The 13,169-nt window shown below is 34.5% G+C and carries 13 protein-coding genes; 11 read left to right on the top strand and 2 right to left on the bottom strand.

Annotation, left to right across the window (positions count from 1 at the left end; translation table 11 throughout):
- The coding region (locus PHF25_06415; protein ID MDD4527651.1) for a CHASE2 domain-containing protein at positions 1-1,052 on the bottom strand (1,052 nt) is incomplete at its 3' end.
- Between the two features lie 263 nt (positions 1,053-1,315).
- On the opposite strand from PHF25_06415, the gene PHF25_06420 reads away from it, so the two are divergent.
- Entirely contained in the window at positions 1,316-3,085 is a 1,770-nt protein-coding gene (locus PHF25_06420) for a FecR family protein (protein MDD4527652.1), read from the top strand.
- On the opposite strand, the gene PHF25_06425 is transcribed toward PHF25_06420, so the two are convergent.
- On the bottom strand, positions 3,082-4,083 hold the full coding sequence (locus PHF25_06425) for a hypothetical protein (GenBank protein ID MDD4527653.1): 1,002 nt from the start codon (positions 4,081-4,083) through the stop codon (positions 3,082-3,084). The two genes, PHF25_06420 and PHF25_06425, sit on opposite strands and share 4 nt — an antisense overlap.
- A gap of 130 nt (positions 4,084-4,213) precedes the next feature.
- Between PHF25_06425 and PHF25_06430 the strand changes: the two genes are divergently transcribed.
- From PHF25_06430 to PHF25_06475, 10 genes are all read left to right on the top strand, one after another.
- Positions 4,214-5,611, top strand: coding sequence for an aminopeptidase (locus PHF25_06430; GenBank protein MDD4527654.1), 1,398 nt, complete (start codon positions 4,214-4,216; stop codon positions 5,609-5,611).
- 72 nt (positions 5,612-5,683) lie between these two features.
- A complete protein-coding gene (atpB, locus tag PHF25_06435; GenBank protein MDD4527655.1) occupies positions 5,684-6,394 on the top strand; it encodes a F0F1 ATP synthase subunit A in 711 nt (236 codons plus the stop codon).
- 106 nt (positions 6,395-6,500) lie between these two features.
- Positions 6,501-6,722: an ATP synthase F0 subunit C gene (atpE, locus tag PHF25_06440; protein MDD4527656.1), complete on the top strand. Its 222-nt coding sequence runs from the start codon at positions 6,501-6,503 to the stop codon at positions 6,720-6,722.
- 8 nt (positions 6,723-6,730) lie between these two features.
- Positions 6,731-7,219: an ATP synthase F0 subunit B gene (locus PHF25_06445; protein MDD4527657.1), complete on the top strand. Its 489-nt coding sequence runs from the start codon at positions 6,731-6,733 to the stop codon at positions 7,217-7,219.
- Positions 7,212-7,766 (top strand): F0F1 ATP synthase subunit delta, encoded by a 555-nt coding sequence (locus tag PHF25_06450; GenBank protein ID MDD4527658.1) that lies wholly within the window; start codon positions 7,212-7,214, stop codon positions 7,764-7,766. Before PHF25_06445 ends, PHF25_06450 begins: the two co-directional genes overlap by 8 nt.
- A gap of 5 nt (positions 7,767-7,771) precedes the next feature.
- Positions 7,772-9,301, top strand: a complete 1,530-nt coding sequence (gene atpA, locus PHF25_06455; protein MDD4527659.1) for a F0F1 ATP synthase subunit alpha — start codon at positions 7,772-7,774, stop codon at positions 9,299-9,301.
- Positions 9,294-10,112, top strand: a complete 819-nt coding sequence (locus PHF25_06460; GenBank protein ID MDD4527660.1) for a F0F1 ATP synthase subunit gamma — start codon at positions 9,294-9,296, stop codon at positions 10,110-10,112. Before atpA ends, PHF25_06460 begins: the two co-directional genes overlap by 8 nt.
- A gap of 1 nt (position 10,113) precedes the next feature.
- Complete coding sequence (gene atpD / locus PHF25_06465; protein MDD4527661.1) at positions 10,114-11,514, top strand: F0F1 ATP synthase subunit beta; 1,401 nt, start codon at positions 10,114-10,116, stop codon at positions 11,512-11,514.
- Positions 11,505-11,747: a hypothetical protein gene (locus PHF25_06470; GenBank protein ID MDD4527662.1), complete on the top strand. Its 243-nt coding sequence runs from the start codon at positions 11,505-11,507 to the stop codon at positions 11,745-11,747. Before atpD ends, PHF25_06470 begins: the two co-directional genes overlap by 10 nt.
- A gap of 6 nt (positions 11,748-11,753) precedes the next feature.
- Positions 11,754-12,992: an S-layer homology domain-containing protein gene (locus PHF25_06475; GenBank protein ID MDD4527663.1), complete on the top strand. Its 1,239-nt coding sequence runs from the start codon at positions 11,754-11,756 to the stop codon at positions 12,990-12,992.
- Positions 12,993-13,169: the final 177 nt, after the last annotated feature.

Raw genomic sequence — 13,169 nt, forward strand, 5'->3', positions numbered from 1 at the left:
AAAGCTGTTTTCTCTAAATATATCCCGTTTTTATATAAAATATTTCCTAAAATTAAAATAAAACCCATAAAAAAACCTGAAAAAATAAACCCTATTAATGAACCTTTTGCTATTGTAATTAGATAAGTAATTGCCACAAAAAACAAAACTACGCAAAAGTAATAAAGATACGGAATCTCAGTGATGAATTCTTTATTTAAAATCGTTCTAATAGCATTCGCATGGATCATAACTCCGGGCATATTAATATCCACCGGCGTGGGAAAACTATCTTGCAAATAGCTGGCAGTCGAACCAACTAATACTAGCTTGTTACGGAAATAATCAGGGTTAAGCTCTAGAAAACCTCGCTCTAGTACATGGGCAAAAGGAACAACGCTGATACCTTTGTCTCCAGAAAAGTAGTTTATTAACATCCTGCCGTTATGGTCTAACGGTACTGCAATATCAGCTAAAAGTAGCTTGCTCCCATTTAAACGCAGCTCCCTATTATTAATGTTTTTATAAAGCATGCTTGCTTGTAAAGCAAAATACAATAAAGCCTCGTCTCGGTGATAAGCTAACATTGTATACCTTCTGATAAAAGAATCTCTGTCTAATACTGGGTTAACCATCGCCAAAACAGCATTGTCTTTTAGCTCTTTTATTGGATCTCTCAGCACAGGAAGATTTCTTTCCATATAGTAATCCCTGGCCAATATTACATTTTTTGATTTAGCTAGTTGTTTTGAGAAATCTAAGTCATCTTCATAGGCATAGCCACTATAAGAATCAAAATTTACATCAAAAGCAATAACCTTTGCTCCACCTTTATTTAATATTTTGACTAGTTCTGCATACTTGCTCCTAGCAACAGGCCAAACATCAAACTTTTTAAGTGAAAGATCATCTATCGCTACAACTACAATAAACTTTTCAACTGGATTACCCGTATCAATGTTTTTCTGATAATTATCAAAGAAAAAGTTATCAAATGTTTTTAATGTACCGATGAAATACAACAAACAAATTACTACGGAAATTATTACAACACTTATAACGCCTTTTTTCATACAAATCCTTCTTGTCCAATTTAATTAAGAATTCACTGTCATCCCCGATTTAGTCGGGGATCAATTTTTTATTATTTACCTATACTACCAAAAGTTACTCATGAAATGGATTCCCGCCTACGCGGGAATGACACTATCCGCAAGAACGACAATATTTCCAAAAATGACTTTGGCTACAACAAAACCAAATAACTCTATTCTTAACTATACCAAATTTCCTTTAATTGTTTTATGGTTTTCGGTTTCTGTTATAGAATAACAATATGTTAGCAAAACGGTTGTTTTTTATTCTTTTTTTTATAGTTTCGATACAAACCATCTCTTTTAATCCCTTAAACGCACAAGATGCTACGAACATCAAAGCAATAGAGACAATAGAAGTAGCTGGGTGTTCTGGAGTAGCAATTTACAAACAAGGTTTAGTTTATGTTAAAAGAGCTAACTCGGAATACTGGCAACAAGTAGAATTATACACTAAATTTTATCCACTAGACACAATACAAACGGACAAAAAAGGCGTCTGTGAAATCAAGCTTTATGGTGATCATGTTTTAAGAATCGAACCAAGTTCAAATTTTTCATTTGCAGAAAGAAATCCTGGCATAGACAAATGGGCCGCTTTTAAATTGAATGCCGGAAAAGTATGGGTGAAAGTCATCAACTCTGCACCAAATTCTGGAAGCTTTATTCTAGAAACGCCTCTTGCTTCCATCTCGGTAAAAGGAACTGTTTTCTCTGTTGAAGCACCTCACGGAAGAATAGTTGCTTATGATGGGATTCTGCAGGTCACTCAACAAAACTTAGAAATAACAATCAATGCTGGTGAACAGACTAAAATAAATCAATATGGTTTTATGACAACCCCAGAAGCGATAGACGCAGAAGGAGTCAGTGTTTTCGAAGAACTAGAAAAGAATGTTAAATACTTAACCCCCAAAGACATACAAACAATCAAATCCAAAGTAATTAATCCTATCAAAACAAAACTAAAAAACAAAATAAAGCAAAACAATGAACAAAAAACAGCTACAGCTCACAATATAAATAGTGAAAAGTCCATAGATAATGCAGATAATGATTTATTTGATATTGAAGATGATATTCAAAAACAAAACAATGAACTACTAATTTCAAAAAACAAAACTATTTCTATCTTGGAAGATTCCTTGCTTTACAGAAATCCAGCAATACTTTCCAAAATACCAGTTAATAGAATGAATACTGTTTATTACGAAGCCAGAAGTGATTCCAGTATCCTCAACTACAACTCCAAACATTCAGACAATTCCTATATAAACGACCCTAGCCAGGTCAATGCTGGGGCTAACGGAAGAATAGAGGAAAATCAAATACTCGGAGTACGAACTCTCGAAAGAGATATGGGCGTTGACGTTTACTTTAAAAAACAAAGATACATTCAAATGATCGGCCCTGCTCAAGCCGAGCTTTATCAAAACAATATTCTTAGCTTTTTCTATGGTAAAGCTTTCCAAATAGAAAATAAAACCAGTCTTGGCTTACTGCTACGAAGCTCGATTATTACTTCGACAAAAGAAGACAAAACTACTTTCCTATCCCCATTTGCTAGTAGTTTCGGAGCTGGAACAGACAAAGCCTTTTTCTGCTACGCACTAGATCTGGGCTTGCTCCATTCCTTAACTCCTGAGTTTTCTCTTGGTTTATCTTATCAAGGGCTATTTGCCAATGAAACACTTGGATTTGAAGACTTGAGCGACAACAATTTATACTTAACCGGCATTTTCTTTAATGAACAACAAACCACAGAGCTATCTATAAAAAGCCATAAAAGCAACACAGCACTAATAATAAACAGTATCTTCCAGCTAAGCGAACTGCCCATTCTACTATTTACAACTAAAGCAGAACTAGCAAACAAGTACTCTCTTTATTCACTTATAACAAATCTAAAAACTTCTGATACCTTCCAGCTATTTTTAAAGTTAACCGTAGAACAGATGAAGGAAATTGCAGATAATAGAATACTAATTTTAGGTGGACAGCTAGATTTCTAACTAAGCTTTTTTTTCCTAAAACGCATCAACCTTTGGAAAGCTTTAATCCTTCGATGCCCAGTTTTAAATTCGTTATATCCATAAATAAACAAGGCAAATCCTAAGGGAATAATATAATAAATAACTCTATAAATCACGATAGTTCCCAAAATAGAAATATCAGCATAATAAGGGGCTAAAAGCATTAGCATTAATGTTTCAAAAACCCCTAAGCCAGCTGGAATATTACTAAAAATAACTATAATTTTGACAAACATAAAAATACTTATAAATTGCGAAAAGACTAAAGCGTCTGATCCTGGCAATAAAGTATAAAAAAGAGCAGAACCCAAAATAAAATCAGTAATACCAACTAATAACTGTAAAATTGCCAATCTATTAGAAGGCACGATGTACTGCGATCCTCTTATTTTTAAAGGAGTTTTTCGAAGAACGCCAACAAAAAAATAAAACAAAACTATCCCCAACATTAGTGGGCCTAATAATTGCCCTCTCAGCAACAACAAGTTACTAAAAATTGATGAATCAGGCAAAACTATTGGATGCAAAGTTAGAAAAACGCCAGCCACAGTAAACATGCCCAACCAAAAAGTAATTGTACAAAAAGTTATTGCTTTTGCGATGTGGATAGGAGAAATGCCCCACTCGCTATAATATTTATATCTAATAGTTGAACCACTAACCAAAGCAAATCCAATATTTTCGCTAATAACATAGCTAATAAATGATCCCATAAATATTTTGCGAAATTTCACTGAATAGCCTAGATAAGCAACAGCAAGTAAATCATAACAAGTAAAAACAGTATAGCTAAAAAACATCAGCACAAAGGCTAATAAAATCTTCGTATTATCAATCGCATTCAGGCTGACGATTACATCAGCAAAAGAAATACCTTTTAATTTATCGATAAGCACGCTCACCGAAAAAATAAAAAGCAAAAAAACAATCGCCGAAACGATGATTGGAAGTATTCTATTTTTTATTTTCTTTGCCATAATCTATCGATATTCAACATTACTTTAAATAAGCTGTTTTATCAACGCTTTATTTTGCTATAATAAACTAAGTGTTGGAAATATTTCAATTTAATTAAATGAACTATTCAACATTAAAAAGGAGAAAAACATGGATGATATTTCAAAAAAACTTGAATACAAAAAAACTAATGGCTGGGGAAATAAAACAATAGACCTAGGTGCTATCAATGAATATTGCCACAAATACATAACGTTTCTTTCTAACTATAAAACAGAAAGACAAGCTGTGGCTTACTGTACAGAGCTACTTGCTCAAAATGGCTTTACTGAAGGCTCAACTAATAACTTTTTCCTAACACACAAAGATAAAAACGTGGGAATAGTCAGAATACCTAATAATTATGATTTAACCAAAGGCGTAAATATGTTAGTTTCACACCTTGATTGTCCTCGCCTAGACCTAAAGCCAAACCCTTTGTATGAAGACACTGACCTAGCCTATTTAAAAACACACTACTACGGTGGCATAAAAAAATATCAATGGGTTTCCAGGGCATTGGCAATTCACGGGGTTATCTTCAATAAAGAAGGCAAGCGCATTGATGTCTCAATTGGCGAAGACGATAATGATCCTGTATTTTTTATTGCAGACCTACTTCCCCATCTTTCCCATAAAGTGCAAGAAGATAAAAAAATTAAAGATGCTATTACTGGCGAACAATTAAATGTGCTAGTAGGGAATATGCCTTTTCTTTTAAATAATGAAGAAGATAAGGAAAAGAAAAACTCCGTTAAATTAAACATACTTCATTTACTAAACGAAAAGTACGGAATCACAGAAGAAGACTTTACTACTGCTGAAATAGAAATTGTGCCTGCAGGGAAAGCCAGAGAACTTGGATTTGACAGGTCCATGATTGGGGCCTACGGACATGACGACAGAGTTTGTTCCTACAATGCTCTAAAAGCTATTATAGATGCAAAAAACACTGAAAAGCCTATGATGGTCTGGCTGGTAGACAAAGAAGAAATCGGTTCTGACGGTAACACCGGCGCAAAAAGTGCTTTTATCAGACAAATACTTAAACAAGCCTTTATCAATTCAGGCCAAGAACCAAGTGCACTAAAAATTGATGAGTGTTTATTCAATAGCCTTGCCCTCTCCGGAGACGTAACTGGTGCTTATGATCCAGAATGGAAAGAAGTCTTTGAGGCTAGAAACTCTGCAAAACTAGGATATGGCGTATCCATGGAAAAATACGGTGGGTCAAGAGGGAAATCGGGTAGTTCCGACGCTAACGCTGAGTATATATCTAAATTAAGAAAACTGTTCAACGAAAACAATATTGTTTGGCAAACAGGTGAATTGGGAAAAGTTGACGAAGGCGGAGGAGGAACTGTTGCCAAATTTCTGGCAGCTTATGGCATGGAAATAGTTGATGTTGGCACTCCTGTTTTAGCAATGCATTCGCCAATGGAATGTTGTTCAAAACTAGACATATTCATGACCTACAAGGCTTACAAGCTGTTTCTCGAAAAAGCATGAAATCAAACTACGTTTACTGATTTACGTCTAAGAGCTATAGTTGTAATATAATGTTTTGTTTGGAGACAGTTAATGATAAATTTCATATTACACGAACTTGCTGTTTTAGCTAAAATTTTTCATGTTACAAGTGATGTATTATTATTATTTATCCCTGTTATCCTCATAGCACTTCTGGGTACTGCAAAATTTGAAATTATCCCCAATAAAATACAATCAATCTTTGAAGTCATTTATGAATTTTTAGAGTCACAAATGCGTGTTCTGTTCCAAACGAATAAAGACTATAAGAACTGGATGCCTTTTTTCTTATGTCTTTTCTTCTACATCCTAATACACAACCTATTGGGAGTTATACCGCAAAATCATGCATTAACATCTAATATCTTAATAACGGGGTCTTTGGCTTGCTTGGTAATATTCGTAAGTATTTGGATAGGGATCAGGAAAAAGGGATTCCTAGGATTTTTTGTTGGGCTAACACCCTCAGGAGTCGCCTGGCCAATAAGATTGCTCCTTTTTCCAATAGAGCTAATTTCAATAATTTCTAAGGCCTTCTCTCTATCTGTAAGATTAGCCGCAAACATGTTTGCAGGTCATATGGTTATAGTCATCTTAATTTCCTTAACCGAAATTTTTAAATCAGCATTTGTTGTACCCTTAGACATTGTTGTAATAACAATAATGTTATTTTTCGAAATAATGGTATCATTCATTCAGGCATTCATATTCGCTTATCTTTCAGCGATATATGTAACTGATACAATGTATGAGGGGCATTAAAAGTTTAATTGTTGGAGTGTTTCTTTGTTTAAATATATGGGCCAAACCTAAACAAATTAACACCTAAACGATTAAATAAATAAAAATTATTAAAGGAGGCAAAAAAATGGATTTACATTACGCATCAGCAGCATTTTCCATAGCAATAGCATCAATAGGAGGGTCAACAGCAATAGGACTGGTGGCAGGTAAAGCAATTGAGTCTATTGCCAGACAACCTGAACAATCGGGAAACATTAGGGCCACAATGATTATCGCGATTGCTTTTATTGAAGCAGCCATTCTCTATGCATTAGTTATTAGTTTTATGATATTAGCTCAAAAATAAAGGCAATAATGGGAAGCACTAACTACCTACTGATACTTTGGAATCTGATAGCATTTCTATTAATGTTAATCATTATTCGTTATGCTATCTGGCCTAAACTGTTTTATTACATTGAGGCCAGAAGAAAGAAAATAGAGTCACTGCAGAGCTCTTATGAAAGACGCAATAAAGAAATTCTAGATTTAACAGAAAAAATTAAAGAAGAAAGTTTAAACGCATCTGAAAGAAGAAAAAAAATTCTTATTGATACAAAAAATGAATGCACAACAATGAGAAAAGACCTTATCCACAAGGCTCACATGGAAGCGTCTTCTGTATTAGATATGGCTCGTCTAGAAATAAAAAAGGAAAAAGACAAATCTTTTCAAGAAGTTCGCCAAGATGTTTCGGTTATTATTGCAAAGTCTATCAAAGAAGTACTTTATAATATCGTTGATGAAGATCTAGATAAAAGGGTTATTGAAGAAATAAAAAAGGTGGTAACTTCCGTTGAATAAAAAAGAAGAAGCCATCTACTATAGCCTTTTTCAATCAATTGTTTCAAATAACGAACCAAAAGCTACCGTTAGAATTGTGCGTGAGCTATATAAAATACACTGGTTCATTTCTGATAATAGACAAATTCAGTACTATCTTGAAAACATTCTCGAAGATAAAAAAGTCCGAGAAGACATTCTTTTATTAACCGTTCACAAATTATTAGAAGACCCCTGCGAATACACCTTAGCCTTTCTTATCTATTTATTAAGAAAAAATTTATTACACAAGCTTAGCTATATCATGCATTTCTTTAAATACTATTTTGCAAAAGAAAGAAATTTACTTTTAGTTGAAGTTATTTCACGCTACCCGCTTGATGAACAAACGCTTTCTTTCTATAAACAAAAAATTGAAGCTACGAATAAAATGCAGGTAGCATTTGTTCATAAAACTGTTCCCAATATGCTTGGAGGGTTTAAGCTTCGCTGGCATGAAGGAGAAATAGACGCAACACTAAGAAGAAGAGTCGACAAAATAAAAGACATAATTATACAAAGGAAGTGACGGAGATGTTGGGAGAAAAAATAGAACAAAAACTAAGTCTTGTAGAGGAAATTCTAGAACAAATAGAACAATATGAAGACAACATCAAAAAACAAGAAGTTGGGTTTGTGCTTGATAGTGGTGATGGAATCGCCAGAGTTGGGGGACTTCCTGGTGCACTAATGGGAGAAATTTTGGATTTTGGTAACAACGTCTTTGGCGTAGTCTTCAACCTAGAAAACGAAGAACTTGTAGCTGTTGTGCTAGCGAGGCACAATAAAGTTATGCTGGGTCACTCTGTTAAAAAAACTGATCGTATTATTGAAATACCTGTAGGCATAAACTTCCTCGGAAGAGTAATAGATGCTCAGGGCGAACCAATGGACGGTTTGGGTGCTATAAAAAATGAAGGCTATCGACCTTTAACTGTAATTCCTCCTGGAATTATTGAAAGAAAACCAGTAGATACACCACTGCAAACCGGTTACATGACAATTGATGCAATGGTTCCAATCGGTCATGGGCAAAGAGAACTTATTATTGGTGACAGACAAACAGGCAAATCAACACTTGCTGTTGATGCCATCATAAATCAAAAGGGCAAGGATGTTATTTGTATCTATGTTTCTATCGGGCAAAAAAACTCCTCTGTAGCTAAATTAAAACAAACGCTGGAAGAACATCAAGCAATGGAATATACCATTATAGTCAATGCACCAGCTTCCGCCCCTTCTGCCTTACAGTTCTACTCGCCATACGCAGGATGTGCCATGGCCGAGCATTTTATGTTCCAAGGAAAAAGGACTCTTATCGTTTATGATGATTTAACAAAACATGCTCATGCCTACAGAAACATCTCCCTCCTTTTAAAAAGACCACCTGGACGAGAAGCTTATCCTGGAGATATTTTTTATACACACTCCAGATTACTTGAAAGAGCAGCTCAGCTGAACGATGAACTAGGCGGTGGCTCCATGACTGCACTTCCTATTATTGAGACTCAGGCTGGAGATGTCTCCGCATATATTCCAACCAATGTAATTTCCATTACTGATGGACAAATATTTTTATCAACAGAACTTTTTAATGCTAACCTACGTCCTGCCGTAAATCCAGGTATATCTGTTTCTAGAGTTGGCGGAGCAGCACAAATAAAAGCCATGAAAAAAGTTGCTGGACTGCTTAGAATAACGCTTGCTCAATATAGAGAAAAAGAAAAGTTTTCCTTGTTTGCTTCTGATTTAGACGAAATGACTACACTCCAATTAAAAAGAGGTAAGGTTTTAATCCAAGTATTAAAACAAAAAGAACATCATCTTATTTATGTAACTGACCAAGTTCTTATAATTTTTGCTGCAATTAATGGATTTTTAGACGACGTACCTTTAGATAAAATTTATTTATTTCAAGATGATTTTATTGGTTTTTTTCAAGAAATGGCTCCCGAGCTATATGAAAAAATTGATCGATCAAAAAATGTAACAGATGAAAATATTCTTGAACTTAATGAAGTTTTGCCAAAAATAATCAAAGAAATCTATTTAAACAATGGCTGATATAACACTTTTAAAACAAAGACTCTCTAACATTTCTTCTGTACACGAAATTACAGAAGCTATGCAAATTATTACAACCATTCTTATTGGAAGGTCACAAAAGTTGCTTGCCTATCGTCGCAAAATACAACCTTACTTCGACCGACTGCTTTTTAGTATTACCTCTAGAAAAAATAAAATCGACCAGTCTTCTCCTACAGAATTTGTAATAGCTTTCTTCTCTGAAAAAGGTTTTGTGTCATCATTTAACCAACAACTATTACCTTTCTTGACTAAACAAAGAAGAAATCCAAATTTGATTATCGTCGGCGAAAAAGGAAAACATTTTTGTGAAAGGATGAAAATTCCTTATAAACATTTCTTCCATGCAGCAACAACAATACCAGATGAAGCTATCATTGAACCGTTATATGATATTCTAAAAGAAAACAATTTTCCTTGGAAAACTAAAATAATTATTAATAAATATAACAATATGTTCCAACAAAAACCGGGCATTATTGACTTGTTTCCTGCCTTTGAAGAAGTATATAATCCCACGGATGCAGTCACTGACGTTGACCAAGACTCCTTGGATAGAATTATCATTGATAAATTTGTGAGAGACCGACTGTATTACCTTTTTATCCAAAATTACACTGGAGAAATTGGTTCCAAATTACTAGTAATGAAGAATGCAGTTGAAAATTCAGAACTTCTAAAAGAAGAAATCAGCAAAGATATCTATATAGCAAGACAAACAGCAATAACACAAGAACTAAGCGAGGTTATTTCAGCATACAAGGTATTACAAACCAGGGAGGAAAAATAAAATGACAAATATCGGCAAAATTGTTCAAGTAATAGGACCTATAATAGATGTAAAATTCCCGCCAGGACAAATACCTGACATTAGAACAGCATTAAAAATAACGTTTAAAGATATCCAATCAGGTAAACCACAAACTATTCTGGCTGAAATTGCTCTACAAATAGAAGGAAATATTGTTAAAGCCGTATCACTCCAACCGACTGAAGGACTTTCCAGAGGTATGGATGTCGTAGACACGGGGAAACCTTTAGAAATCCAAGTTGGAAGAAAATGTTTGGGAAGATTATTTAACCCCTGGGGTGAAGTTATTGACGGCAAAGAGCCTATCGAAGATGCCGAATACTACCCTATCAGAAGACAAGCTCCAAAATTTGTAGATCTTGCCTTCGAAGACAAAATATACGAAACAGGAATCAAAGCAATCGACTTACTTTCTCCCTATGTTAAAGGCGGAAAAACTGGATTGTTTGGCGGAGCTGGGGTAGGAAAAACAGTTATCATCATGGAAATGATCCATAATATGGCAACGCATCATGGTGGAATATCCATCTTTGCTGGTGTAGGAGAAAGAACTAGAGAAGGTAATGACCTATGGCTAGGAATGAAAGAAACAGGCGTTATCGACAAAACCATTCTTCTCTTTGGTCAAATGGGCGATTTGCCAGGATCCCGACTAATTGCCGCACAAGCAGCACTTTCACAAGCAGAATATTTCCGTGACGTAGCAAAACAAGACGTTTTGTTCTTTATTGACAATATTTTTCGTTTTGTTCAGGCTGGCGCTGAAATATCAACTTTACTCGGAAGAATCCCTTCTGCTGTAGGTTACCAGCCAACATTAGATATCGAAATGGGCAGACTTGAAGAAAGAATTGCCTCAACAAAAAATGGATTTATAACTTCTATCCAAGCGGTATATGTTCCAGCTGATGACTTTACAGATCCAGCCGCAGCAATTACTTTTAGCCACTTAGATTCTGTAACTGTTTTATCTAGAAAAATAGTCGAAATGGGCATCTATCCAGCGATTGATCCGCTTTCCTCTTCCTCAAGAATTCTTAGTCCTGACATCGTAGGAGAAGAACACTACTCAACAGCGATGGCGGTTAAAAAAATGATTCAAAGATACACTGAACTGCAAGACATTATTGCTATACTTGGAGTAAGTGAACTACCCGAAGAAGACAAAATAACTGTTAATAGAGCAAGAAAAATCCGTAATTTTCTCTCCCAACCTTTTCATGTTTCTGAACAATTTACTGGATTGAAAGGTACCTTTGTTAAAACAGAAGACACAATCAAAGGATTTCAACGAATCCTACAAGGTGAATTCGATGATGTTCCTGAACAAAACTTTTTAATGAAAGGAACGATTGAAGAGGTAATTCAGTCATGCATTTAAAGGTCTCTGGTTCCCACGCGATGGTGTTCGAAGGTGATATATATGGATTCACAGCAACCGCTGTTGATGGAAAAATTTCATTTTTGGACAACCATACTAACTATCTAACTGTTTTAAAAAAAGGTGAAATTGGACTAATTGACAGCAAAAACGAACTACCAAAAAGAAAAGTTACGCTTAAAGAAGATGCGTTGCTCTTGATAGAAAACAACAAAGCTATTGTTTTTAGCTAATAACTAATGTCAAAAATAAACGTTAAACTGCTTTTTATTTTTTTAACGTTATCCTTATCATTTGCACTGCCTCCAAGTATTAGGATTATCTCTCCTCTTGAAAACAATCCTATCATTGCAAACGGAAAAACTATTATCTTTGGCGAAGTCAAAAGGACTGATTCCTTACAAATTAATAATGAAAAAATTACTCTCGAGAATGGACTGTTTAGAATAATTATACCTGAACAAAGACCTGGCAAAAAAACATACAATCTCTATGCCAGGAACAATCAAGACACAACCCATAAAGAACTAACCGTTGTTACCTTAAAAACTTTATTGGACTCCTATCTGAGTCCTTTCAGAAAAGAAATTGAAATTTTACTATCATTAGAAATCATGGACTCCTATTTAGGAACTGATTTTTTTAAGCCAGACAGCTTTATAACTAAAGCCGATTTCGTAAAAACACTCATCAAAATTAACAAACTAAGTCCGCTAGACTTCAAAACAAGATATTACTTTAAAGACCTTCCAACAAACCATTGGGCCTATGAGTATATTCAAACAGCACTTAATAAAAAAATTATAGAACCAAAAGAAGCTGGGTATTTTGGAACTGAATCCTTCCTATCTAGAAAAGAACTAGTTCAAATAATCAAACCCCTGTTGGAAACAATCAATAACAACTCTAAGTTACGACCTTTTATTGATATTAACTATAACTTAGCAGAAGAAAAGTTACTTTCAGACATTGCAATCTCTGGATACTTACCAAGGGAATGGACAAACAAAAAAGAAATATATCCAAACAGAGCTATAACCAGAGCTGAACTAGCGTATATTCTTACAAGAACTGATTTACTCAGAGAAAGAATAAGTAAAGAGCTGGGAATTAACTTAGATCTTGCTAAAATATCTACAGACTTTGGCCAATCATTAAAATCACTGGATATTACTTTTTCTCCTATGAGCAAAACCACTTTCAAAATAACTGCACTCTCTAACACTGAAAGGAAAATAGCCTATATTGAACTAACTTTTTCTGATAAATATCACAAAAAAAACATCTTACTTGCTGATGATGGAAAAGGCTTAGATAAAATAAAAGGCGACAACGTCTTCACTTCTGCAATTAACTTAACCACATTCAACAAAGATGAACTCTCCTATGAATACAAAATGTTCAACGCTTATAATCTTATTGAAGAAGCAAACATGGGAAAAATAAACTTCTCTAACGGAAATTTGTCGATTTATTAGCCTCTCCGATACTTTTTTAAAATTAAACAAAAAAAATTCATACAAATCACCTGTCAACGCAAAGTAGAAATGTCACCCTTTCTCCAAAGTAGAAATGTCCCTTTTATTAAAATCAAGCAAGTTGTTTTTTCATTAACATAAGTTTATATGAGCGTTGTTTGTATGGGTGAGAATTGG

The organism is Candidatus Margulisiibacteriota bacterium, assembly GCA_028706105.1.
Lineage (GTDB): Bacteria > Margulisbacteria > Riflemargulisbacteria > GWF2-35-9 > DYQY01 > DYQY01.

Bases quoted from the DNA above. Each gene is read 5' to 3' on its own strand.
- PHF25_06420 (MDD4527652.1), top strand. From the start codon at position 1,316: ATGTTAGCAAAACGGTTGTTTTTTATTCTTTTTTTTATAGTTTCGATA.
- PHF25_06425 (MDD4527653.1), bottom strand. From the start codon at position 4,083: ATGGCAAAGAAAATAAAAAATAGAATACTTCCAATCATCGTTTCGGCG.
- PHF25_06430 (MDD4527654.1), top strand. From the start codon at position 4,214: ATGGATGATATTTCAAAAAAACTTGAATACAAAAAAACTAATGGCTGG.
- atpB (MDD4527655.1), top strand. From the start codon at position 5,684: ATGATAAATTTCATATTACACGAACTTGCTGTTTTAGCTAAAATTTTT.
- atpE (MDD4527656.1), top strand. From the start codon at position 6,501: ATGGATTTACATTACGCATCAGCAGCATTTTCCATAGCAATAGCATCA.
- PHF25_06445 (MDD4527657.1), top strand. From the start codon at position 6,731: ATGGGAAGCACTAACTACCTACTGATACTTTGGAATCTGATAGCATTT.
- atpA (MDD4527659.1), top strand. From the start codon at position 7,772: ATGTTGGGAGAAAAAATAGAACAAAAACTAAGTCTTGTAGAGGAAATT.
- PHF25_06460 (MDD4527660.1), top strand. From the start codon at position 9,294: ATGGCTGATATAACACTTTTAAAACAAAGACTCTCTAACATTTCTTCT.
- atpD (MDD4527661.1), top strand. From the start codon at position 10,114: ATGACAAATATCGGCAAAATTGTTCAAGTAATAGGACCTATAATAGAT.
- PHF25_06470 (MDD4527662.1), top strand. From the start codon at position 11,505: ATGCATTTAAAGGTCTCTGGTTCCCACGCGATGGTGTTCGAAGGTGAT.
- PHF25_06475 (MDD4527663.1), top strand. From the start codon at position 11,754: ATGTCAAAAATAAACGTTAAACTGCTTTTTATTTTTTTAACGTTATCC.